This window comes from Streptomyces sp. NRRL S-378 (genome assembly GCF_000720645.1).
In the GTDB taxonomy this organism is placed as follows: Bacteria; Actinomycetota; Actinomycetes; order Streptomycetales; family Streptomycetaceae; genus Streptomyces.
The window spans coordinates 118,560-142,188 of record NZ_JOBX01000010.1; the positions used below are offsets into that span (position 1 = coordinate 118,560).

Consider the following 23,629-nt stretch of genomic DNA (forward strand, 5'->3'; position numbering starts at 1 on the left):
GTCCCACCCGGTTGCGGGGTGGGGCTAGCTTCCCTCGCGCCAGGCGCGCCACAGTCGCGCGTACCGGCCGCCCAGGGCCACCAACTCCTCGTGCGTGCCGTGCTCCACGACGCGGCCCGCGTCGAGGACGGCGATCCGGTCCGCCGCCATGGCCTGGGTCAGCCGGTGGGCGACGAACAGGGTGGTGCGGCCGGCGCACGCGGCGAGCACGGCCCGCTCCAGCTCGGCCGCGCCCTCGCTGCCCGCCTCGGCCGTGGACTCGTCGAGCACCACCACGGGCGAGCGGGCCAGTACCAGCCGGGCGAGGGCGATCTGGGCGACCTTGGTGACGTCCAGGCGTTCGCCGCCCTCCCCGACCGTGGTCCTGAGACCGTCGGGCAGGGCGTCCACCCAGCCGTCGGCGCCGACCGTGCGCAGGGCCTCGGTCAGCTCGGCGTCGGTGGCCTGCGGGGCGGCCAGCCGCAGGTCGTCGGCGAGCGGGCCGGAGAACACGTGCGTCTCCTGCGTCAGGATGCTCACCAGGGCCCGGGCCCCGGCCTCGTCCAGACCGGCGAGGTCGGTCGGTCCGATGCGGACCGATCCGGCTTGCGGGATCCCGATGCCCGCGATCAGCGCGGCCAGGGTCGACTTTCCGGCGCCGGTCGCCCCGACCAGGGCGAGGGAGCCGCCGGCCGGGATGGCCAGGTCGACGTCCCTCAGGACGGGCTGCTCGGTGCCGGGGTAGCTGAAGGTGAGGCCCTTCACCGTCACGGGGTACGGCGCGTCGGCCGCCGGTGCGACGCCCGGGGCGCCGACCAGCCGGTCCTGGGCGTCCTCGCCGAGCACCCCGACCAGCCGGGTCAGGCTCGCGCCCGACTTCTGCGCCTCGTCGAAGGTGAACATGATGGAGCCCAGCGGGGTGAACAGCCGGTGGAAGAGCAGCGGGGCCGCCGAGACCTCGCCGAGGGTGGCGGCGTCGGCCTCCAGCAGGGCGTACCCCACCAGGATGATGAGGACCAGTCCGATGAACTCGGCCCGGTTCTCCCGGCCGACGAAACGGCCGAAGAGGCGGAACACGTCGATGCCGAGTTCGCGGACCCGCCACGACTCCGTGGTGACCTTCTCCCGGACGGCTCCCTCGAGACGGTAGGCGCGGACCGTGTCGATCCCGTTGAGTCCGCTGATCAGCGCCTGCGCGCGGTCCGCCTGGACGGCCCGCTGCTGCTTGTAGAGCGGCGCGGAGCGGGGGAGGTACCAGCGCAGGGCGAGGGCGTACGCGGGAAGTGCGCCGGCTCCGGCCAGGCCGAGCCGCCAGTCGAGGCCGAACATGCCGAGGGTGGCGATGACGACGAGCACGCCCGCCGAGAACACGGTGGGGACGGCCGTACGGATGCCCCTGGACAGGACGGCGACGTCGTCGCCGACGCGGGAGAGCACGTCGCCCCGGCCGACCTGCTCGATCCGGGCGCTGGGCATCCCCAGGACCGCGCGGACGGCGCCTTCCCGGAGCCGGGCGAGGAGGTCGGCGCCGAGCCGGCCGACCAGGTAGGTGGACAGCGCGGTGGCCGCCGCGCCGAGGAGCGCGGCGGCCGCCATCAGCACGCCCGTGGTGACCAGGATCGAACGCGGTCCGCCCGCGACCACCCCGTCGACGACCCGGCCGAGCAGGAGCAGCGGGAGCACCTGGAGGGCGGCTCCGGCCACCGTCGTCAGGGCGGTGGCCGCCGTCAGCCAGGGCACCTCGCGGCAGTGCGCGGCGACCCAGCGGGCGGCCTCGCGTCCGGTCGTGGTCCGCAGGGTGGTCGGGGCGACGAGCGTGTCCGTGGTGCTCACGCTCAGCCGGCCGACTTGACGAGTTCGTCGATCGCGTAGGGCAGGGAGAGCAGGGTGCCCTGGGACATGGCCGCGCCGACGGCGGGTCCCTCGCTGTCCAGGAGGTAGGAGACCTTGCCGTTCTTGACCGCGTTGAGGTTGGTGAACAGCTCGAACTTCTTCAGCGCTTCCTGGTCCGCCTTGTCGGCGATGACGAAGATGCGGTCGACGTCGACGAGGTCCATGCGCTCGGGGGAGAGCGTGGTGTAGAACTTGCCGTCGGCGATCTTGTCGATCTCCGTCTGGCCCTTGTAGCCGATGCCCGTCACCAGCCGGCCGCGCACGTCGGTGGTGGTGAAGGGGGCCACGGAGTCCTTGTACCAGGACAGTGCGACGGCGGTCTGGTCCGCGAAACCGGGGTGCGCCTTCTTGGCCGCGTCGAGTTTGTCCTGGATGCCCTTGACCAGTTCGGTGCCCTTGGCCTCCTGGCCCAGGGCCTTGGAGATGTGGACCGCGTTGTCCTGCCAGGGGGCGCTGAACGGCTCCTTCTCGGCCTTGGTCCGGCCCACCGTCGGAGCGATCTTGGAGAGCTTGTCGTAGGCGGCCTGGTCGATCTCGGAGTAGACCGCGACGATCAGGTCCGGCCGCAGGGCGGCGATCTTCTCGTAGTTCGGGCCGGCGTCGCCGTTGTTCATGACGACCTCGGGGCGGGTGTCGCCCCACTTGTCCTTCGTCCAGGGCCACTGGGTGTTGAGGTCGGGACTCGTGCCGGGCGGGTTGGGGTACTGGTCGACCATGCCCACCGGCTTGACGCCGAGGGCGAGGATCGCCTGGTCGTCGGTGTAGCCGACGGAGACGACCCGCCGGGGGGCCTTGGCGATCTTCGTGGATCCGAACGCGTGCTCCACCGTGACCGGGAAGGTGCCGGCCGCGGCGGCCGGGGCGTCACCGCCCTTCTTCTCGGCCGGGTCCGCGGGGTCGGAACCGCATCCGGCCAGGAGGCCGACCCCGAGCGCCGCGGCGGACACCGCCACCGCGGACCGCACCCCGGGGTTCGTACGAGACGTTCGATGGAGAAGCATCCGCAATCCCTTGCTTTCGTGCTGTCCATTGCGCCCCCGGCCGAGGGCAGCCACACAGTAGCGCGCCCAAGTGAGGCTAGCCTAGCCTTACTTGAACCGTATCTTTGTCCATCTGATCCGGCCTCACATGGGCGCGGCCGATCGGCACGATGAGCGGCCTGTCCCCCACCGGGTCGTCGATCACCTTGGCACGCAGCCCGAAGGCCTCGTGCAGCAACTCGGCCGTGATCACGTCGCGCGGGTGCCCCTGCGCGAGGACGGATCCCGCCTTCATCACGATGAGGTTGTCGCTGTACCTGGCGGCCAGATTCAGGTCGTGCAGCACGAGCACCACGGTGCATCCGGACTCGTGGAGGTCGTCCACCAGATCGAGCACGTCGATGGCGTGCGCCAGGTCCAGGTACGTGGTCGGCTCGTCCAGCAGCAGCAGATCGGTGCCCTGGGCCAGCGTCATGGAGATCCACACGCGCTGGCGCTGCCCTCCCGACAGGGCGTCGACCGGACGGTCCGCCAGGTCGGACACCCCCGTCATGGCCAGCGCACGTTCCACCACGGCGGCGTCGTCCGACGACCACTGCCGCAGCCAGCTCTGGTGCGGATGCCGGCCCCTGGCCACCAGGTCGGCCACCGTGAGCCCCTCCGGGGCCACCGGGGCCTGCGGCAGCAGCCCGAGCTTCCTCGCCACGTCCCGGGTCCTGAGCCCGGCGATGTCCTCGCCGTCCAGCACGACGGTCCCCCTGGCCGGCTTGAGCAGGCGCGACAGGGTCCGCAGCAGCGTCGACTTCCCGCAGCCGTTGGAGCCGATGATGGTGGTGATCACCCGGGCCGGGACGACCACGTCCAGGTCGCCGATGACGACCCGGCCCCCGTATCCGACCGTGACCCCTCTGGCGGCCAGCCGTGCGGTGTCCCCGCCCCCGGCCGCGCTTCCGGCGACGTGCTCCATGGCCACGCTTCCCCCTCGGTCCGTGCCTGCCCGAACATGTGTCGATCAACGAAGATTGGCCCGCACCAGGAGGTAGACCAGGAAGGGACCGCCGATCGCGGCGGTGACGACGCCGACCGGCAGGGTCATCGGCAGCGCCGTACGGGCGACCAGGTCCGCACCGATCAGCAGCAGGGCCCCGGTCAGACCCGAGGCGACCAGCGGCGGGGTCGGGCACCTCGCCAGGCGCATCGCGACCTGGGGTGCCACCAGCGCGACGAACGAGACCGGTCCGGCCGCGCTCACCGCGACGCCGGCCAGCAGGACGGCGCACAACAGCAGGACGGCGCGCACCACCGTGTAGCGGACCCCCAGGCCGGCGGCCACGTCGTCGCCGAGGTGCAACGGCTTGAACTGGAAGGCGACGCCCGCCACGACGGCCACCAGGGCGAGCGTGCACCACAGCGCCACCCGCACGTCGTCCCACGAGCGGTTGTCCAGCGAGCCGATGAGCCAGGCCTGCGCCCGGGCCACGTCCCTGATGTCGGCCGTCACCAGCAGCCAGGTCGTGATCGCCTCCATCACCGCGCTCACGGACAGGCCGATGAGCACGAGGCGGAAGCCGTCGATCCCGCGCCGCCACGCCAGGAGGTACACGAGGAGCCCCGTGCCGAGACCACCCGCAAGAGCTGCCCCCGACAGGCCCACGGAGTTGACGACCGCCGTGGCGGTCCCGCCCGACACCGTCACCAGGAACACCGCGACCGCACCGGCGCCCCAGGTGATCCCGAGGATGTCCGGGCTGGCCAGCGGGTTGCGCGCGATGGACTGGGTGATCGCCCCGGACATGCCCAGCGCGATGCCCACGACGCACCCGGCCAGGGCGCGCGGCATGCGCAGGTCCATGATCACGAACTCGTCCACCTGCTCGCCCCGGCCCAGGATCGTGGCGATCACCTGGGGCAGTCCGATCGGGAAGTCCCCGACGCCGATGGACAGGCAGAAGAGCAGGAACGTCGCCGCCGCCAGCAGCAGGGTGACGCAGACGAGCCACGGCCGCCAGACGAACGACACCCGGCCGAGCCGCACACCCGGGGCCACCGAAGGCTTCACTCGGGTCCCGGTCATGCGCTCTTGAACTTTCCGCGCCACACCAGCACCGCGAAGAAGGGGGCGCCCAGGAGGGCGACGACGACACCCGCGTCCAGTTCGCCCGGCCGGACCAGCAGCCGCCCGGCGATGTCGCAGAGCAGCAGGACGATGGCGCCGAGGAGACCCGCGTACGGCACGAGCCAGCGGTAGTCCGGCCCGGTCAGGTAGCGGGCCACGTGGGCGACCATGAGCCCGAGGAACGCGATGGATCCGCACGCCGCCGTCGCTGCCCCCGCCAGCAGGGTGATGGCGATGATGCCGACGGTCCGGTTCAGCGCGATGTTGACGCCCAGGCCCCGGGCCACGTCGTCGCCCAGGTTGAGCAGGTTGACGGCGGGCAGCGTGGTCAGCGCCAGGACCAGCCCGGCCGCGACGAAGGCGGTCACCGGCCAGATGACGCCGAAGCCGACGCCGGCCACCGAGCCCGCGTTCCAGAAGCGCAGCGCGTTCAGCGACGCCTTGTCGGACAGCGCGACCGCCGTGGTCATGGCCGCGAGGAACACGGTGACGCCCTGTCCTGCCAGTGCCAGCGTCAGCGGGTTGCCGGCGCCCCTGCCGATGCTCGCCAGCCCGAACACGACGGCACCGGCGACCGCCGCCCCGGCGAAGGCGAACCAGACGTACTGGAACGGGTTCGCGAAGCCGAAGACGGCGATCACCGAGACCACGGCGAACGAGGCCCCCGCGTTGACGCCGAGCAGGCCGGTGTCCGCGATCGGGTTGCGCGTGTACCCCTGGATCAGCGCCCCGCCGACCCCCAGTGCCACCCCGGCGACGGTGGCGAGCACCGTACGGGGGATCCGTACGGTCTGCACGATGAGCCGGATCTGGGTGAGCCGGTGGTCGGCGTCGCCGGGCCCGGCGGTCAGCCCGTACCAGACCTCGGACGGAGTCAGCCCGCGCGCACCGACGCCCAACGACACCACCATCGCGGTCAGGAGGATCAACACGAGGGCGAGCGAACCGACCACCCGCCTTTTCCGCGCCCTGGTCGTGCCGGTGGGCACGGGGCGTTCGAGTGCAAGCGTGCCCATGTCGCCGTACGTCGTCCCTTCGTCAGCGGGCGGCGGTGCTGCCGGTGCCCCCGGCGACCGTCCGGACCTCGTCGGCACCGGATTTGAGGCCCCGCCCGAGGAGCGAGTCGAGGATCTCGCCCACCCTGACGGCCGTGTTGGACAGCAGGGACGAGGTGATGCCGTGCGTGTGTTCCGTTCCGCCCTGTACGTAGATGCCGCACCGCAGTGCGGGATCGGTCGCGATGCGGTAGTCACGCTCGACCCGGACGCGGCCCGCGTCGTCGCGCAGGCACCGTTCGGCGACGTCGCCGAGCAGGCCGAGGGGGTCGGCGGGGCGGTATCCGGTCGCGAAGACCACGACGTCCGCGTCCAGGGGCGTCTCCTCACCGGTGACGAGGGACTGCACGGTCGTGTGGACGCCCGCCGGGGTCTCCCTGACGCCCGTCAGCCGGGAGACGTTGAGGAAGCGGAGGCGCTCGGTGCCCAGGACCTTCTCCTGGTACATCTGCCGGTAGAGGTCGTCGATCAGGTCGATGTCCACCACGGAGTAGTTGGTGTTGCCGTGGTAGTCCATCAGCCGGCGCTTGACGTCCTCCGGCGCCGCGAAGAACTCGCCCACGGCCTGCGGGTCGAAGATGCGGTTGGCGAAGCCGCTGTCGTCGGCGGGGCTGTAGCCGTAGCGGGAGAAGACGGCGCACACCTCGGCCCCGGGGAAGCGGCGGTGGAGGTAGGCGACGTTCTCGGCGGCGCTCTGCCCGGCGCCGACCACGATGAACCGGGAAGGCGCGGTACCGTCCAGGCCGTCGACCTTCGTCAGCAGGTCGGAGTTGTGCCAGACGCGGTCGGTACGTTCCACGCCGTCCGGCATGAAGGGGCGCAGGCCCGTTCCTATGACGACGTTGCGGGCCCGGTGGAGTGCGAGTCCCTCACCGGACCGGACCGTGATGTCGAGGTGCTCCACCACACCGTCCCGGGTCACGGGGGTGATCCCGACGACCTCGTGTCCGTAGGACGCCATGGCGTCGACCTTGTCCGCGGCCCATTCGAAGTAGTCGTGGAACTCCACGCGGAGCGGGAAGAGGTTCTTGTGGTTGATGAAGTCGATCAGCCGTCCCTTGCTCTTGAGGTAGCACAGGAAGCTGAAGTCGCTCGCCGGATTCCGCAGCGTCACCAGGTCCTTGAGGAAGCTCACCTGCATGGTCGCGTCGTCGATGAGCATCCCGCGGTGCCAGCCGAAGCGGGGCTGCTGCTCGAAGAAGCGGGCGTTGATCCCTTCCCGTCCGCCGACGCGTAAGTTGTGCTCGCTGACCGCGATGGCCATGGCCACGTTGGACGGCCCGAAGCCGATTCCAATGAGGTCGTGGACCACCGGGGCTCCGCCAGGACGAACCTGTGCCATGTCACTCCCATCCTGCGAGGGCGGCCTCCCCGCCGTGGGGACGGGCGGCCGTCGGTCGGGGTGTCGGCCGCACGGAAGGAAGGCATGCCGACGGAGCCACGACCATGAGACTTAGGCAAGGCTAACCTGATCCAGACGACGCTGTCGATAGGCAAAACGAGCCGCAACCCTTTCGAGTGATCTTCAACTCCCTTACGAATAAGGGCCATTGCAGGCTTAGGCAAGCCTTGCTTTACTCGACATGACCAACCCCCTGCGCTGAGGAGGAACCCCATGCGGGTCGTCATGTTCGGTTACCAGACCTGGGGGCACCGCACCTTGCAAGCCCTCCTGGACTCCGAGCACGACGTGGTGCTGGTCGTGACGCACCCCAAGAGCGAGCACGTCTACGAGAAGATCTGGAGCGACTCCGTCGCCGACCTCGCCGAGGAGCACGGGGTCCCGGTACTGCTCCGCAACCGCCCCGACGACGACGAGCTGTTCGCACGCCTGAAGGAGGCGGACCCGGACATCATCGTGGCCAACAACTGGCGGACCTGGCTGCCCCCGCGGGTGTTCAACCTCCCGCGCCACGGCACCCTGAACGTGCACGACTCGCTGCTGCCGAAGTACGCCGGCTTCTCGCCCCTGATCTGGGCACTGATCAACGGCGAGAGCGAAGTGGGCGTCACCGCGCACATGATGAACGACGAGCTCGACGCCGGTGACATCGTGCGGCAGGAGGCCGTGCCGGTGGGGCCGAAGGACACCGCCACCGACCTCTTCCACCGCACCGTCGACCTCATCGCGCCGGTCACCGTCGGCGCGCTGGACCTCATAGCCTCCGGGCAACGGGAGTTCGTCCGTCAGGACCGGTCGCAGGCGAGCTTCTTCCACAAGCGTTCCGTCGAGGACAGCCGCATCGACTGGACCTGGTCCGCGCAGGAGCTGGACCGCCTGGTGCGCGCCCAGTCCGAGCCCTACCCGAGTGCGTTCACCTTCCACCGCGGCCGGCGGATCGAGGTCCTGGCCGCCTTCGTGTCGCAGGGCCGGTACGGCGGCACGCCCGGCCGCGTCTTCTACCGCGAGGGCGACGGCGTGGTGATCGTGGCGGGCGCCGACGCCCGCTCCGGCCGCAACCACGGGCTGGCCATCACCCGGGTGCGCACCGAGGACGGCCGCGAGCTGCCCGCGACCGAGTACTTCACCTCCATGGGCGGGTACCTGACCGCCCGTCCCTGACGCGCCCCCGGTGCGCCACGGCCGGGGTGCGTCGGGCACCACCCCGCCGCACCCCGCTCACCGCACGCCGCCGGCCCCTCAGCCCGGCGGCGGACCGGAGCCCCTCATCGGCCCCGGTCGTACGTGGGGAACCCGCGGAAGGCCCCTGGTGGAACTGCTCCTCCTCGGTGGAGCCGGCGAGGGCGGTGGTGGAGGAGGAACGGGCCGGAGATCCGCGGGACATCCGCCGGAGATCCGCGGGAACCGGACCGGGCGCGCATCCGACCACCTGCGCGGAACCGGCGGGGCGTGGCTCCGTGAGCGAATCCTCGGATCAGGGAATGTCGATGACCGAAGAACAGCAGTCCGCAGTCCAGGCGCCCGCGACCACGGGGCGGTGGGGCCCTCCGCCGGCGCTGACCGGCTTCGTGGTCCTGCTCCTCGCGATGTTCGCCCTCGCGTACGGGGTGGGGGCGGCGGCCGGTCCGGTGGCGCCCGGCATGCGGAGCACGGTCGGCGACGCGGGTTCCGCCGAGCCGGGCGGCCGGGGGGACATGGGCGGCATGACCGGCATGACCGGCGGCATGACCGGCGGTGGACGATGACACCGGAGAGCGGCACGGTCGCAGGGGTGACCACCGACCTCGTCGTCCGGGGCATGACCTGCGCGGCCTGCGTGAACCGGGTGGAGAAGCGGCTGTCCCGCATCGACGGGGTGACGGCCTCGGTCAACCTGGCCACCGGCCGGGCCCGCGTGCACCACCCGGCGGAGGTCACCCCCGGCGAACTGATGGCAGCGGTCGAACGGGCCGGATACGGGACGGAGGTGGTGCCGCCGCCCGCTTCACGGACCGTCCCGGCGGCCGCCACCGGCCCCGGTGCCTCCGGTGCTCCGACCGGCCCGACCGACCCGGACGACCCGGACGACCCGGCCGACCCGGCCGGTCCGACCCGAGAGGAGGCCCGCAGGGACCGCGAACGCCTGCTGATCACCACGCTCCTCTGCCTGCCCGTCCTCGTCCTGTCGATGGTGCCCGCCCTGCAGTTCCGCCACTGGCAGTGGCTGTGCCTCGTCCTGGCCGCCCCCGTGGTCGTCTGGAGCGCCTGGCCGTTCCACGTACGGGCGGCCCGCGGGCTGCGGTACTCGGCGGCCACCATGGACACCCTCGTCTCGATCGGCGTCGTGGCGTCCTTCGCCTGGTCCCTGTACGCGCTGTTCCTCGGCGGCGCGGGTGATCCCGGCATGCGGATGCCGTTCAGCCTCCTCCCGCAGGCCGGAACGGAGGCCGCGCACGTCTACCTGGAGGCGGCCGTCGCCGTTCCCCTCTTCGTGCTGACCGGCCGCCATCTGGAGGCGCGCGCCCGGCGCGGGACGGGCGCGGCACTGCGCTCCCTCGCCGGCCTGGCCGCCAAGGACGTGACCGTGCGCGAGGACGGCAGGGAACGTCTCCTGCCCATAGAGGAGCTCGTGCCGGGGCAGGGTTTCGTCGTCCGGCCCGGGGAGCGGGTCGCCACCGACGGCGTCGTGGTCTCGGGGAACTCGGCCCTGGACCTGTCGCTGATCACCGGGGAGAGCGATCCCGTCGAGGTGGGCCCCGGCCGGGCGGTGGTGGGGGGCGCCGTCAACATGGGCGGGCTGCTCCTCGTCCAGGCCACGGCGGTCGGCGCCGACACCCGGCTGGCCCGGATCACGCACCTGGTCACCGAGGCGCAGGCGGGCAAGGCGCGGGCCCAGCGCCTCGCCGACAAGGTGGCGGGCGTATTCGTCCCCGCCGTGCTGTCCCTGGCCGTCACCGTGCTCGGCTTCTGGCTCGGCGCCGGAGCCGACCCCCAGGCGGCCGTGACCGCGGCGGTGGCGATCCTCGTCGTGGCCTGTCCGTGTGCTCTGGGCCTGGCCACGCCCACCGCGCTCATGGCCGCCACCGGCCGCGGCGCCCGTCTCGGCATCCTGGTCAGAGGGCCGCAGGCGCTGGAGGCCCTGCGGCACGTCGACGTCATCGTCCTGGACAAGACGGGCACCCTCACCACCGGCCACATGTCCGTCGTACGGGTCACGGAGACGGCCGGAGGGATCGGCCGGGACGCGGCACTCCGGCTGGCCGGGGCGGTGGAGCAGGGATCCGAGCATCCGCTGGGCCGTGCGGTCGTCTCGTGCGCGCAGCGCGCCACCGAGGGTCCGCTGCCCGGGGTCGTCGGCTTCCTGGCCGTCCCCGGCAGCGGCGTGACGGGCATCGTGGAGGGCCGGCGCGTGGAGGTGCGCACTCCGGGCGAGGGCCTGCCCGCCTCACTGGCACGGGCACTGGCCGAGGCGGAGGCCGCCGCGCTCACCCCGGTCCTGGTCCGGGTGGACGGCTTCGACGAGGCGCTCATCGCGCTGGGCGACGTCCTGCGGCCCGGCAGCTACCGGGCGGTGGACCGGCTGCGGCGCCTCGGCGTGGAGCCGGTCCTGGCGACCGGCGACCGGGAGGCCACCGCGCGGGCCGTCGCCCGCGAGCTGGGCATCACGCAGGTCCGCGCCCACTGCACGCCGGAGGGCAAGGCGGCGCTGGTACGGGAGCTGCGCAGCGGGGGCCGCCGGGTGGCCGTGATCGGGGACGGGGTCAACGACGCCGCGGCCCTGGCGGAGGCCGATCTCGGGATCGCGATGGGCAGCGGCACGGACGTGGCCATCGGCGCCGCCGACGTGACCCTCGTACGGGGCGACATCGAGGCGGTCGCCGACGCGGTCCGCCTCGCGCGACGCACCCTGGCGACGATCCGGCTCAACCTGGTCTGGGCGTTCGGCTACAACGCGGTGACCGTCCCCCTGGCGGCCGTGGGGCTGCTGGGCCCCATGCTCGCCGCCGCCGCGATGTCCGCGAGCTCGCTGCTCGTGGTGGCCAACAGCCTGCGCCTGTGCACCTGGCATCCCGCGCCGAAACGCCTCGGCACCCCCGTCCGGAAGGCTTCCCGCTGATGAGTGACCTCCTCCGGACGGTGGCCCGGTCGGTGCGCAGGACCGTGTACCGGGCGGTGTACCGGGCGGTCACGGCGGCGGAAGGCCGCACGCCCGGTCGTCGGAGCCTGCGCGACGGGCTGCTCGCCGGGCTGGTCCCCGTGATGGCCTGCCTGACGATGCTGGTGGGGCTGACGGCCTGGACGAAGGCGGGTGCGGCGGGCAGCCCCGCGCGGATCGACGTGGGTGTGGGCCGGGTCCTGGTCCCGCAGGCCGGGAAGGAGCACACGGCTGCCTTCTTCCGGATCGCCAACACCGGTGACTCCGACGACCAGTTGGTGTCGGTCACCTCTCCGGCCGCCGACGGGATCGTGCTGAACCGCCACGAGCGCGGCGGGGAGGCCGGCGACGCGGTGCGGGTGCGGGCGGTCCCGTCGGCGAACATCCCCGCGGGCGACTTCCTCGTGATGACACCGGCCACCCTGGACCTGACGATCCGGGTGAAGGCCCGCCACCGGGTGGGTGATGCCATCCCGTTCGTCCTGCACTTCCGCCGCAGCGGGGCGGTGGACGCCGTGGCGTTCGTGGTGCGGCCCGTCGGCTGAGGCCGGGGCGCGCGGGCCGTGAGGACAGAGCGGCCGGGCGGGCTTAGCGTGGCAGGTGGGAAGTCGGCCACCGCCGGCGAACGGCAGACGTCAGGGCAGGAGGGTCGGCCATGGGTACGGTGCACGGGGACGCGGAGTCCTACGAGGTGGTCTTCGCCGCGGCGGACGGCGTCGGGGAGGACGTCGTCCGGATGACCCGCACCAGCGCGGCGGGACCCGGCGGGCATCCCGTGTACGAGGACGCCACCGGTATCGTCCGGGCCGAGATCAGCAGCGGCGGCGAGGTACGGGTGCTGGCGACGGGCGGGGGCCAGCAGCCGGCCCGCGTCCTGCGGGCCCGCGCCGTGCCCTGACGCGGGACGCGGATCCCTAGCGCGGGACGCGGACGTGGATCGTCTTGCCTCCCGCCGCGTGGTGGCGGATGCAGAGGTCGGTTCCCAGCCGGTTGACCAGGTGCCACCCCCCAGCCGCCCGCGCCGCGCCGGTCGGGTCGTCCGGGTTCCGGCTCGTCGCTGGTGTCGGTGACCTCGATGTCGATGCCCTCCGACGCGAGACGGACCTCCAGCAGGCAGCCGCCGCTCGTATGGCGGACGGCGTTGGTGACGGGCTCGCTGATCAGCAGGAGCGCCGTGTCCAGCGCGAGGGGCGGGAGGGACCCCCGTCGTCCTCGGCCGCCGTGACGAGGTCCGCGCGGGCCGCGCGCCGGGCCTGTGCCGCGGCGCTCCGGCCTTGCAGGTCGAGGTGCAGTATCTGGAGAGGCATGTACCGGCTCTCCCGGAGTCATAGAGAAACGCCGCATTCCGTGACATGTCCGGAGTTGCGCCCGGTGTACGCCTGCCCGGTCCGTTCCCGCTTCACTCGTGCGGCCGTGCGGGCGTCCCGTGGGTTGCCCGTTCCCGCCCTGACGACCACGGACGGCGCACACCCCCTGGACGCCGGGTCACACCGCCGGCGCGGAGGCGCGGGCCGAGAGCGGGGTGGCGATGCGAGCCCGGCGGAGATCAGCGGGCCGGACACGCCACCGGCCGCCGTGCCGACGGCGTGGAGGACCGCGCTCGGCACCGCACCCCCGGGCGTGCGCCTCGTGCCGCGTGGGACACGATCCGGGAGACGAACCACACGGCCCAGGCCAGGGGAATGAGGTCACGTACGCGAGCGGCCCAGCGGGCCGGAGTCTTCGGTTCCACCGAAAACGGGTCGTGATCCGTTCAGGGGCGGCCCAGGCGGGCCAGGGCCGCGCTGGTCAGGGCGCGGACGGCGGACGGCAGGGCGGTGCGCGCGTCCGGGGCGAAGTCGGGGGCGTGGTTGGCGGGGAGGGCGGCCAGCTTCTGCGCCGCCGTCGCACCCGGCGCACGGGACCAGGCGGCCGGACCGACCGTGCCCACCATCCAGTAGCCGAGCCGGATGCCCCGCTCGCCGTGCACGTCCGCGCCCGCGTCACCGAAGAGCGCGAAGTCCTCCGTCGCGAGCGAGGGCGGCCACATCGCCACCCGCTCCGCCCCGAACTCGGCCGTGTGCGCCTCCCGTACGGCGGACGTCAGAGCGGGATCCGGGTGCGTGACGGGGGACTGCGACAGCCGGACGACCTCCGGATCGCGGGGGCAGCCGGCGGCGGCGCACTCGGCGCGCACGATCCGCTCCACGGCCGCGGCGGCCCGGGCCAGCGAGGCCTCGCTCACCGCCCTTACGGTCAGGGCCAGTTCGGCGCGGTCCGGGATGACGTTCGCCCGCTCCCCCGCCCGGAAGGAACCGACGGTCACCGCCACCTGGTCCGCGGGGGCGGCCTCCCGCGCCACCACCGTCTGGAGCCGGGTCACCACGTGTGCCGCGGCCACCACCGGGTCCACCGCGAGGTGCGGGGCGCCCGCGTGCCCGCCCCGGCCGTGCACCACCACCCGGAGGGTGACGCTGCCCGCCGTCATGGGCCCGTACCCGTGCGCGACCATCCCCGCCGGCAGCGGCGCCGCGTGCTGGGCCAGGACGTCGTCGGGCCGGCCGCACCGCCGGTAGAGGCCGTCGGCCAGCATCGCCCCGGCCCCCTCCAGCGTCTCCTCGGCGGGCTGCCCGGCCACCACGAGGGTGCCGCGCCAGGCCCGAGGCGTCCGTGCGAGCAGTTCGGCCGTGCCCGCCGCCGCGGCCAGGTGCAGATCGTGCCCGCAGGCGTGCGCCGCCTCCCCGTCGGCCGCGTACGGCAGCCCGGTCGTCTCCCGTACCGGCAGGGCGTCGAGTTCGGCCCGCAGCAGGACCGTCGGCCCGTCACCGTTGCGCAGCACGCCCGCCACACCGTGCCCGCCGATGCCGCGCCAGGTCGCGTACCCCGCCGACTCCAGCCGTCCGGCGAAGCGGTCCGCCGTGCGCCGTTCCGCTCCCGACAGCTCCGGGTCACGGTGCAGTTCCAGGTAGAAGGCCGTCAGGTCGCGCAGGTGCTCGTCGAGCCGGGCGAGCGGAACGGAGGCGTGGCCGGTCATGGGGTCATGATCGGGCCATGGGTGCGGAGCGGGCACGGCAGGGCGCTGACACCCGGTGTCAGAGGAGTGTCAGCACTGCGACGGGTCCGTTGACGGCGGCACCGGCTCTGATGGTGCAGGCACCGGGCACGGCCCGGTGCGGTCCCCTCACCAGAAGGAGTCACCATGGAGAAGTCGCCCCTCGCCTCGCTCGCGGACGAGATCCTGGAGCTGGAGTCCGAGACCTTCGAGATCTCCGACTACTCGGACGCCAGCGAGGTCGTGCTCGCCGGTTCCACGAGCTGCAGCTCCACCTCGACCTGCTCCTCCACCACCAGCACCACTTCCTGCTCCGCCTGACCCGTCGGGCCGCGGACACACGGGTGCCCCGGTCCCCGCGGTTGCGGGGACCGGGGCATCCGCCCGTCGGGCACGTGTCTACGGGAACGGGTGCGGGACCAGGCGGACGTCGGCGTCGGTGAGGTCGGCCGGCCGCAGTCCCGCGCGCCGGGGCGCGGTGCGCAGGCGCGGCAGGTACGGGGCGCGCTGCCGGGACCAGCCGAAGTCGATCGGCAGCAGACCCGGCACCACCGCGCAGACCGTGTGCAGGCCGATCCGCTGCTGTTCGGGCGTGGTCTGGTCGACGACGATGACGTCGTGTCCGGCGCCCGTCAGCTCCCCCACCACGCACAGCAGATCGTCGCGGAGGTCGCCGGTGCGGGGCCGTCCGTGGTCCGTCCAGGACCGGTAGGCCTCGTCCATCGTGCGGACGGCGACCGGCTCACGGTAGGGCCGTACGTGCTCCGCCATCACCGGCAGCCCGTACAGCTGGGCGTGGTCCTTCAGGTGCCGCACCCTGCCGAAGTCGGCTGCCATCGCCTCCAGTTCGCCGCGTCGCTCCGCGACCTGGCGCGGCAGGTGCGGGATGTAGGTGAGCACCTCCGACAGCGCTGCCTCCACCGCCGTCGCCGGGTCGAGCGCGGCGCCGGCGCCGAAGGAGAACAGTCCGGGGCCGCCGTCGCGGCGTACCGCGAGCCCGGTGACGACCGGGACCGCCAGGTCCACACGGTTGTCGAAGGCGTGCACGTCGTAGCCCTGGAGCGCCGCCCGGTCGGCCATCGTGCGCACCGCGGTCCCCGGCACGCTCGCCAGGTCGATCTCGGTCAGCTGCAGGCCGCCGTACCAGGCGAGCAGGAACGCGTCCCGCTCGACCAGTTCGAGCAGGGCGCCGAGCAGGGCCTCTTCCGGGCAGCTGCCGATGGCGCAGCCGTTGGAGCACTCGAAGACGAAGTTGTCGGCGGCGACACCGGCGCTGTAGTGCACCAGCCGGGCCGGGACCAGCACGGGACGGTCGTCGCGCAGCGAGTGCCCGTACACCCACGGGATCGGCCGCTCGGGGTCGAAGGGGGACACGAGCGGGTCGTCGCGGTAGGTCTCCGGCGCGTAGAACCCGCACGCGGCCGGGTCGAGCGCCCGGTCGCCCAGTTCCGCGTAGGAGGCGGTGAGCAGGGTGTTCCCGGTGCGGCGGTGGGTGCCGGCGTACCGTTCCAGCCCTTCCAGGTGGGCGAGGTCGCGGCTGGCGGCGAAGCTGTTGGCCTGCCCGCTCCACGTGACGTCCGTCAGGCCCGCGTACCCGCGCATGAAGACGCTCCCCGCGACCGGGGCGGTGGTCGGCGAGGTGACGTTCAGCCAGGTCCCGCCGCCGAGCACCCCGGTCACCGGGTTGGCCAGCGCCGAGTACGGCATCGGGTACGAGGAGGCGGCGCGCAGCCGCTGTGCGCCGGGTCCGGGCTTGGGACGGGACGCCGGGGTGAAGGGCCGCGGCGCGTCGGTGCCCCGCGGGCCGCAGTCCGGGCACAGCGGGTCGGCCAGCAGCGGGTACGTCCGGATCCGCAGCGTCGCCAGGTCCAGCCGGGACACCTGGGGCAGGGAGCGGTCGGCCGCGGCCCCGGCGGGTGCGGTGACCCGGCCGCCGTGGACGGCCTCGTGCAGCGCGTACACCGCGTCGTGCGCGTACGGGGACAGCAGCGGCCATTCGGGGCCGGCGGGTGTGCCGGGCCCGTGGCCGGTCTCCAGCGCGTCGCGCTCGCTGCGGCTGCGCAGCCGCTGGCGGCGCATGGCCAGGCACTGGCCGCACGCCGGTGCGCCGCCGTCGCCGCCCCACGGGCCGACCAGCACCTCCCGGGCGGTGAGGTGGACGGTGGCCCGCGGCCGGACCGCGGCGAACGGGTCGCAGGTGCGCGGTCCCAGGGCGTCGTGCACGCCCAGGGTCACCACGACGGCGCCGCGCGGCTCCAGCGCTGCCGCGAGGTCCCGCCGGGCGGATTCCAGGGGCGTCCCGTCCGGTGCGGGCGGACGCGACGGGGGCGTGGTCATGTCCGGTTGCTCCAGCGGAAGGTCTTGAGCCCGATCGCGCCGAAGAGCAGGGCGAAGCCGAGGAGTACCGCGCAGCCGGTGCCGATGTCGGCGAGGGTCCCGGTGCCGGTGAGCGCGCCGGTGGCGGCGTCGTTGAGGTAGCGCAGCGGCAGGACGAGGGAGACCGACTGCAGCCACGACGGCATCATGTCGAGCGGCAGGAACGAGCCGGACAGGAAGGCCATCGGGACCATCAGGCAGTTGGCGATGGCGGCGACGGCCTCCGGGGTGTTCGCGTAGGTGCCGACGATCACGCCTATGGCGAGGAAGGCGGTGATGCCGAGCACCAGGGCGGGCAGCACCAGCGGCCAGCGTCCGTCCAGCGTCAGCCCGAAACCGGGGAGCATGGCCACCGCGACGAACACGGCCGCCTGCGCCACGCCCACGACCAGGGCCAGGACGTACCGCGAGGCGAGCACGGTCGTCAGTGGGGTCGGTGTCAGCCGGATCAGGCGGAGCAGGTCGTCGCGCCGCCACTGCATCAGGGTGAAGGCGATGCCGAAGACGGCCGCGTTGGCGACGCCCCAGGACATCACCCCGGGCGCGATGTAGGAGATGTAGGGGCGGCCGGTCTCCTCGACGTCCTGCCCGCTGAAGATCAGGCCGAAGACGACCAGGAAGAGCAGCGGGAAGGCGAAGGTGAAGAAGAGGGTGGCCTTGTCCCGGACCTGCGCCCGGTAGCCTGCGGCGGTCAGGGCCGTGTATGCGCTCATGCCTGGTACTCCGTCTGCATGTGGGAGCCCGCCTGGGGGCCGGGGTGTGCGGCGCCGGTGAGTTCGAGGTAGACGTCCTCGAGCGTGGCCGTGCGGGTCATCACCCCGTCCAGTCCGGTGAGGGCGTCGACGGCCTGGAGGACCTTGCCGGGTGTGGCGGTCTCCAGGACGAGGGAGCCGCCCTGCAGGACGGCACGGTCCACGCCGGGGAGCGCCGCGGCCTCCTCGACGGCGAGCCGGCCGGCGGGCAGCAGCAGGCGCGAGGGCGCGCCGGCCGCCGTGACCAGCCGGTGGGGCGAGTCGAGCGCGGCGATCCGGCCGCCGACGAGGATGGCGACCCGGTCGCACAACGCCTCGGCCTCGTCGAGGTGGTGGGTGGTGTAGACGATGGTGCGGCCCTGGTCCTTGAGGGCGCGCAGCACCTCCCACAGGTCGCGCCGGGCCTGCGGGTCCAGGGCGGCCGTCGGCTCGTCCAGGAAGATCAGCTCCGGTTCGTGGACGAGTGCGGAGGCGATGGCCAGGCGCTGGCGCTGGCCGCCGGAGAGGTTCTCCACCATGACGTCGCGCTGTCCGGTGAGCCCGACGCTCTCCAGGGTGCGGTCCGCGGCCGCAGGGCCGCGGCGGTAGAGGCCGGCCACGGTGGCGAGGTGCTCGCGCGCGCTCTGGCGTACGAAGAAGGCCGAGGCCTGGGTCTGTACGCCCATCCGGGGCAGCAGGGCGGTGTTGCGGGGCCAGGGGCTCTGGCCCAGGACGGTGACCGTGCCGCCCTCGGCCCGGCGCAGGCCCTCCATGATTTCGATGAGGGTGGTCTTGCCGGCTCCGTTGGGGCCGAGGAGCCCGAAGAACTCACCGCGGCGCACGTCCAGGGAGATCCCGTCCACCGCCCGGCGGTCGCCGTAGCGTTTGTGGACGTCCCGGACGGCGATGGCCGGGGAGTCGGGCGGCTGGGTGCTGTCTGTCGTCATGGGTCGTGCGTCCCTCTGTGTCTGTCGTACGGGATGTTCGGGGTGTCGTGGGTTCAGGTGGTGGCGGCGTACCAGACGGCTCCGGTGAGGCCGGCCGCCAGCAGCAGGACCAGCGCGGTGGAGCCGACGGCGTAGCCGAGGTAGAGCCTTCTGGCGCGCGGCGGGTACGCGGCGGCGGCGGTCCGGTCGCGCATCCGCAGACGGAGGTATCCCGAACTGGCGGGTGCCAGCCGGGTGACGCGCAGGCCGTGGCCGAGCATCGTGTAGCCGTCCAGCGGGGGCAGCGGGGCCAGGTTGACGAGCGCCTGGGCACTGCCGATGAGCAGCAGTGCGGAGAGGGTCCGCCGGGTGGGGTCGTCGCCCGCGGGCAGCGTCGCCCACCAGAGCCAGAACGGCAGCAGGAACAGCAGGTTGGCGAAGGCTCCGGCGGCGGCGACCGCCAGCTGGTGCCGACGCCGCCGCAGGAAGCGGTAGTTGTCGACGGTGCAGTACATGATGGCGACGGGCAGCCGCCAGCGCAGTCCGATCTCGCCGACGGTCCCGCCGACGTGGCGGGCGGCGATGCCGTGCGCGAACTCGTGCAGGGCCGTGCTCAGCCACATGAGGGTGGCCACGGCCAGCAGGGGCGCCGGATGGCGCAGCAACCATCCGAAGGCCACCGCGAGCTCGCCCAGGGACGTGGCGAGCACGGTCTCCATGGTCAGGCAGCCGAGCAGCAGGACGCCGAGCACCGCCGGGTGCAGGAGCGGGCGCAGCGCGCGGTGCAGGCGGGCCGTCGTGGCGTCGGCGTCCGCGACCAGGCGCAGCGTGCCGCGCAGGAGGGTGCCCCGGAACGGCTTGCCGGAGGTCCTGGTGGGCGGGACGGGGTCCGGGGCCGGGCCGCCGGCGAGCAGCCGTCGGCTGCCGAGGAGGGCCAGCAGTTGCTGCCAGTTGCCCTCTCCGAGCCGTCGCCCGAAGACGCGTCCGTACTCGGTGCCGATCTCGGCCAGGCTCCGGGAGCCGTCCAGCCGGGAGACGAGGAAGTGCTCCTTGGGGCCGATCTCGAACGAGGCTCCGGAGACCGGGTCCTTGACCAGGTGCACGGTCGCGGGCCCGTCCAGGAGGGGCGGGGAGAGCAGGACCTCGGGCCGCAGCGCGGGCCGGTGGTCCAGGAGTCCGGTCACGTGGCGACCGCCGTTCCCCCGGCCGGGACCCCGTCCTCGCGCAGCACCCGCCCCAGCAGGTGTGCCAGGTAGGCCTCGTCCCGGATGGTGACGTGCAGCCGGTTGTTGGTCATGTGCATGTAGGGAGAGAGCAGCAGTGGCAGGGCCTCGGCGGGGTCCGTCACCCGTTCGTCGCGGGTGCCGTCCCAGGACCGGAAGACGAGCTCCCCGGCGACGGCGAGGGCCTCGGCGCGCTCGCGCAGCTCGTGGCAGTGTTCCGCCCACCCCGCGAGGAAGGCCGGGAGCCGGCCGGTGTCCCCCGAGGCGAGCGCGGCACGTACGGCGGCGAAGCGGCGGCCCAGCCCGGGCGCGGTCTGCCCGTAGGTCCGGTCGTACTCCTCGGATCCGATGAACCCGGTGCCGGGGAAGGCCCGGTGCCAGAACTCGTAGTAGCGGTCGAGATATCCGGCGAGTTCCTCCCGGTCGGGCAGGAAGACGCCCGCCATGACCATCATCAGCTGGGCGGAGGTGCCCAGCAGGACGGTGCGCAGGTGCAGGTTCATGCGGTGCAGCGCGTCGATGACCAGATCGCTGGAGCGGGCGAAATGCCATTCGGCGAGTTCGACGCCGGCGGGGCCGCCGTACTTGCCGTACTCGGGTTCGTACGGTTCACGGGAGTACGCGTTGTTCGGCCGCAGGTTCATCCGGCCGTCGGGCCCCGTGAAGGCGGCCCGGTCACCCTCCGGGAACTCGATGTCGAAGAGGGCGTTGTAGAACTCGTTGAGGAATCCGGAGTCGACCTCGTAGAGGGCCGGCCGAGCCTTGAGGAAGGTGGCCACGGCGTCCTCGGAGCGGCGCCGCACCTCGGACTCCGCCTCCGGCGTGGCGGGTCGCAGCCGGAGCCGGACGTGCGGGCCCTCCAGCCAGTAGTTGATGAAGAAGTGGCCGGCGAGCAGGCCGTCGGCGGTGAGTCCGGCGATCAGCGGCCGGACGCACTGCACCAGCAGGGGCTGCGGGTTGGCGGCGTAGAAGATGTGCAGGGCCTGCCAGGCGCCGCGGGTGTCGGCGCGGGTGCCGGTGGTGGACGGGGTCATCTCGGACATCGCGTGCCGCCTTCCTGGTCTGCTGCGTCTCGGGGGGTGGTGAAGGTCTCGACGGCCAGTTCGGCCACGTGCGCGCCGCGCGCCGAGTGGACGTGCAGGCCTGCGGCGTCGGGGAGCATCTCGCGGAAGACGACCCGGTGGGCCGGGTCGCGCAGCAGTGTCTCGAAGGCCGCGAGCGACAGCAGGCTCGCGAAGTCGACGTGACTCGGCTTGGCCCCGGCGGCGGACGGCCCGGCCGTCACGGTCGCGAACACCTGCTCCGGCAGGCCGTGGGCGTGGCGCCAGCGCTGCCAGTCGAGGAAGTGCCGTGCCTCCTGGGCTCCTTGGACGGGCAGGTCGCCGGCGGTGGTGGTCCAGCTGCGGCGGCTCAGGACGACGTCGCCGTGGACCACCCGCGGCCGGGTGGTCACGTTGTCGCGGGCTGCGCCCAGCGGTACGCCCGCCCACACGTCGAGCGGTGACATCGACGACGGGGACAGCAGCAGGAGCGTGCGCGGGACGGCGGGCAGCGCGAGCGGCACCAGGTAGCCGAGGTAGACGGGGACCACCTCGCAGCCCAGGCGGTGCGACCGCAGCACCACGCGCCCGGTGGCCGGCACGTGTTCGGCGTACAGGTCGTCCAGGTGCAGCCGGCGCTCCGGCGGCAGGGTGCCGCTCTCGCCCGGGCAGACGATCTCGTGGTCCGTCAGCCGTCCGTGCAGGTTGAGGTTGGTGGTGACGGGGCCGCCGGTGACCTCGGCGAGGACCGCGCCGGGCGGGGTGACCGCGTGCGCGGTGGCGCGCAGGGAGTCGGAGAGGTCCGCGCCCGTCCCGTCGTAGACGTGGGTGAAGCGGCTGAAGGGGAAGGACAGTCCGCCGTAGGAGCGGTTCAGCACGGTCAGCGGGGTGCCGTCGGCGGGATCGGTGCCGAACTGCAGGTGGTGGCAGCGCGGCGCGAACCGCGGGGCGATCGCGCCGAGTTCGTCCGCGACCGCCGTGAGGTCCGCTTCGTCGAGGCGCAGGACGGCCGTCGCGTCGCGCCCGTGCTCGCCCTCGTGCGCCGCCCAGGCCTGCCGCATCCGGCCGATGAACGTGCGGCGCGCCGCGTCCAGGGCGCGAATGCCCGGCAGGCCCAGCCAGTTCTCCTCCGGGACGTACTCGCCTTGCTCGTCGAAGGGCTTGCGCCGTGCGGTGAACGACAGGTACTGGTCGAAGAAGTCCTCGTGGAAGTCGTGCACCAGCCCCAGGAGGTCCTCGCACCGGCCCCCCGCCCCGTAGCGGGCGGTGAAGAAGCCCTCGAAGGTGATCCGCTGGGCCAGCGTGAGGTCGAAGGCGGGCAGGATCCGCTCGACCGACCGCAGCGCGGTCCAGTCGCGCGGCGGGCAGGGCAGCTCGCGGCCGGCGCTCACGTCTTCGTAGAGCAGGGTCTGCGGCAGGGCCGCGTCCGGTGCTCCGAGTTCCTCCTGGGCGCGGTGCAGGCCGCTGCGCAGCACCCGCAGCAGACCGGCCCGTTCCGCGTGCCCCGCCGCCGGGTAGCCGGCCAGGGCGGCGGCGGGCGCTTCGAGCAGGGCGGCGAGCCGGTCGGCCCAGGGCCGCTCCAGCGAGGCCAGTGCCTGCCGGAAGGAGCACAGCGGGTCGTCGTCGTGCACGTGGGTGTCGAGGAGGGGCACGCGCACCAGGCCGAGCTGGAGGAGGGCGGAGACGTACGCCTCGCATTCCGCGGGGCCGGCGGCGTGCTCGGCCGCGAGCCAGTCCGTCAGTTCCCGGTGGCGCAGTTCGGGACGCTCGGCGAACAGGCCGAGGAGCCGCTCCAGGGTCCCACTGCGGCGCAGGAAGAACAGCCGGTCCTCGACCGCGTCGAAGGTGACGGCGGCCGCGTCGTCGCCGGCCGTGACCGACCTCCGCACGTAGCGGATCCGGTCGTCCTCGTGGCCCCAGCCGGAGGCAGGGCGCAGCGGCAGGTCCCGGCGGCGCTCCGGGTCGGCCAGGATCAGCTCGGCGAGCCGGGCGAGGACCACGACGTTGAGCCGGACGTGGCTGCTCCACGTGTCGGCCACCCGGATCCCGTCCGGCGCGTCCCCTCCCGCGGTGTCCGTGAAGCGGCCGGTGGCCACAGCGGTGAGGGTGCTGAACGGGCTCGTCTTGCAGGCCGTGCGGTACACGTACGACAGGACGGACCGCTCGGCCTTGCGGGCCCGCCCGGTCGGCACGCCCTCGGCGCGGGCGTATCCGTCGAGCTGCCCTTCGAGCACCGGCGATGCCAGCAGCAGGCCGTGACGCAGCCGCTCGTCGGCGACCAGGGCGCGCAGGGCGGTCCGGTTGCGGGCGAGGTCGGCGGTGAGCAGCGGCGGCCCCTCGGCCAGCAGTTTGTCCAGCAGGCGGCGCCGGTGCAGCCAGCCGGCCAGGTGCTCGGCGGCGGCCTCGTCCACGGCGGCCACGGCTTCGACGGCGGTCTCGGTCGAGGCGTCCGGCCTGGCCGGGAGCCGGTCGTTGTGGATCTGGCGGCGCAGCCGCAGCAGTGCGCGGCGCTGGGCCGTGCCCGGGCCGTCCGGTGCCGGGTCGGTGGCCGCGACGGCCGTGTGGAGCACCTCCCCCAGGCGTTCGGCGCCCCGGCGCAGGCCGGTCTCGGCGGCGAGGACGTCCTCGGCCCAGCGGCGGGTGCCGTCGGCGCGCAGCGCCTCGACGTCGGACAGGGCGAGTCCTGCGACGCGCAGCATGAACCGGTCGCCCGCGTGCCAGTCGGTGGTGGTCATCGTCCCG

Annotated in this window: 20 protein-coding genes; 6 read left to right on the forward strand and 14 right to left on the reverse strand. The window is 73.4% G+C overall.

The genetic code is table 11. The features are described from left to right. Positions 1-24 precede the first annotated feature (24 nt). The 6 genes from IH80_RS0109610 to IH80_RS0109635 form a co-directional block, all read right to left on the reverse strand. Positions 25-1,812: an ABC transporter ATP-binding protein gene (locus tag IH80_RS0109610; RefSeq protein ID WP_030959231.1), complete on the reverse strand. Its 1,788-nt coding sequence runs from the start codon at positions 1,810-1,812 to the stop codon at positions 25-27. 2 nt (positions 1,813-1,814) lie between these two features. After that, positions 1,815-2,873 (reverse strand): iron-siderophore ABC transporter substrate-binding protein, encoded by a 1,059-nt coding sequence (locus IH80_RS0109615; RefSeq protein WP_030959233.1) that lies wholly within the window; start codon positions 2,871-2,873, stop codon positions 1,815-1,817. 76 nt (positions 2,874-2,949) lie between these two features. After that, positions 2,950-3,819: an ABC transporter ATP-binding protein gene (locus IH80_RS0109620; protein ID WP_078906406.1), complete on the reverse strand. Its 870-nt coding sequence runs from the start codon at positions 3,817-3,819 to the stop codon at positions 2,950-2,952. Between the two features lie 45 nt (positions 3,820-3,864). Next, positions 3,865-4,926, reverse strand: a complete 1,062-nt coding sequence (locus IH80_RS0109625; protein ID WP_030959235.1) for a FecCD family ABC transporter permease — start codon at positions 4,924-4,926, stop codon at positions 3,865-3,867. Further along, entirely contained in the window at positions 4,923-5,984 is a 1,062-nt protein-coding gene (locus IH80_RS0109630) for a FecCD family ABC transporter permease (RefSeq protein ID WP_030959237.1), read from the reverse strand. Before IH80_RS0109630 ends, IH80_RS0109625 begins: the two co-directional genes overlap by 4 nt. Before the next feature lie 22 nt (positions 5,985-6,006). Next, positions 6,007-7,365, reverse strand: a complete 1,359-nt coding sequence (locus tag IH80_RS0109635) for a lysine N(6)-hydroxylase/L-ornithine N(5)-oxygenase family protein (RefSeq protein WP_030959239.1) — start codon at positions 7,363-7,365, stop codon at positions 6,007-6,009. Between the two features lie 273 nt (positions 7,366-7,638). Here IH80_RS0109635 and IH80_RS0109640 point away from each other — a divergent pair, with 273 nt between their 5' ends. The 5 genes from IH80_RS0109640 (at position 7,639) to IH80_RS0109660 (ending at position 12,458) form a co-directional block, all read left to right on the forward strand. Beyond that, entirely contained in the window at positions 7,639-8,586 is a 948-nt protein-coding gene (locus IH80_RS0109640; RefSeq protein WP_030959241.1) for a methionyl-tRNA formyltransferase, read from the forward strand. A 326-nt stretch (positions 8,587-8,912) separates the two neighbouring features. Next, on the forward strand, positions 8,913-9,170 hold the full coding sequence (locus tag IH80_RS0109645) for a hypothetical protein (RefSeq protein ID WP_030959243.1): 258 nt from the start codon (positions 8,913-8,915) through the stop codon (positions 9,168-9,170). Then, on the forward strand, positions 9,167-11,521 hold the full coding sequence (locus IH80_RS0109650; RefSeq protein WP_030959244.1) for a heavy metal translocating P-type ATPase: 2,355 nt from the start codon (positions 9,167-9,169) through the stop codon (positions 11,519-11,521). Before IH80_RS0109645 ends, IH80_RS0109650 begins: the two co-directional genes overlap by 4 nt. After that, positions 11,521-12,105, forward strand: a complete 585-nt coding sequence (locus tag IH80_RS0109655; protein WP_078906407.1) for a copper chaperone PCu(A)C — start codon at positions 11,521-11,523, stop codon at positions 12,103-12,105. The genes IH80_RS0109650 and IH80_RS0109655 overlap by 1 nt, the downstream gene beginning before the upstream one ends. Before the next feature lie 110 nt (positions 12,106-12,215). Beyond that, positions 12,216-12,458: a DUF6296 family protein gene (locus IH80_RS0109660; protein WP_030959246.1), complete on the forward strand. Its 243-nt coding sequence runs from the start codon at positions 12,216-12,218 to the stop codon at positions 12,456-12,458. 262 nt (positions 12,459-12,720) lie between these two features. On the opposite strand, the gene IH80_RS44620 is transcribed toward IH80_RS0109660, so the two are convergent. Next, the gene (locus IH80_RS44620) at positions 12,721-12,867 is read right to left on the reverse strand and encodes a hypothetical protein (RefSeq protein ID WP_158943354.1); all 147 of its coding nucleotides are present in this window, start codon (positions 12,865-12,867) and stop codon (positions 12,721-12,723) included. Between the two features lie 446 nt (positions 12,868-13,313). Then, positions 13,314-14,573, reverse strand: a complete 1,260-nt coding sequence (locus IH80_RS0109665) for an amidohydrolase (RefSeq protein ID WP_037879338.1) — start codon at positions 14,571-14,573, stop codon at positions 13,314-13,316. A gap of 165 nt (positions 14,574-14,738) precedes the next feature. On the opposite strand from IH80_RS0109665, the gene IH80_RS0109670 reads away from it, so the two are divergent. Continuing rightward, the gene (locus tag IH80_RS0109670; RefSeq protein ID WP_007268044.1) at positions 14,739-14,912 is read left to right on the forward strand and encodes a thiazolylpeptide-type bacteriocin; all 174 of its coding nucleotides are present in this window, start codon (positions 14,739-14,741) and stop codon (positions 14,910-14,912) included. Between the two features lie 78 nt (positions 14,913-14,990). On the opposite strand, the gene IH80_RS0109675 is transcribed toward IH80_RS0109670, so the two are convergent. The 6 genes from IH80_RS0109675 to IH80_RS0109700 are packed head-to-tail and all read right to left on the reverse strand — an operon-like array spanning position 14,991 to position 23,622. After that, positions 14,991-16,928: a TOMM precursor leader peptide-binding protein gene (locus tag IH80_RS0109675; RefSeq protein WP_030959250.1), complete on the reverse strand. Its 1,938-nt coding sequence runs from the start codon at positions 16,926-16,928 to the stop codon at positions 14,991-14,993. Beyond that, a complete protein-coding gene (locus IH80_RS0109680) occupies positions 16,925-17,680 on the reverse strand; it encodes an ABC transporter permease (RefSeq protein WP_030959252.1) in 756 nt (251 codons plus the stop codon). Before IH80_RS0109680 ends, IH80_RS0109675 begins: the two co-directional genes overlap by 4 nt. Further along, on the reverse strand, positions 17,677-18,645 hold the full coding sequence (locus IH80_RS0109685) for an ABC transporter ATP-binding protein (RefSeq protein WP_030959253.1): 969 nt from the start codon (positions 18,643-18,645) through the stop codon (positions 17,677-17,679). Before IH80_RS0109685 ends, IH80_RS0109680 begins: the two co-directional genes overlap by 4 nt. Positions 18,646-18,698: 53 nt before the next feature. Continuing rightward, positions 18,699-19,808, reverse strand: a complete 1,110-nt coding sequence (locus IH80_RS0109690) for a hypothetical protein (RefSeq protein WP_030959255.1) — start codon at positions 19,806-19,808, stop codon at positions 18,699-18,701. After that, entirely contained in the window at positions 19,805-20,890 is a 1,086-nt protein-coding gene (locus IH80_RS0109695; protein ID WP_030959257.1) for a lantibiotic dehydratase C-terminal domain-containing protein, read from the reverse strand. Before IH80_RS0109695 ends, IH80_RS0109690 begins: the two co-directional genes overlap by 4 nt. Continuing rightward, positions 20,878-23,622 carry a lantibiotic dehydratase gene (locus tag IH80_RS0109700; RefSeq protein ID WP_051808998.1) on the reverse strand — a complete coding sequence of 915 codons (2,745 nt, stop codon included), beginning with the start codon at positions 23,620-23,622 and terminating at the stop codon, positions 20,878-20,880. Before IH80_RS0109700 ends, IH80_RS0109695 begins: the two co-directional genes overlap by 13 nt. Positions 23,623-23,629: the final 7 nt, after the last annotated feature.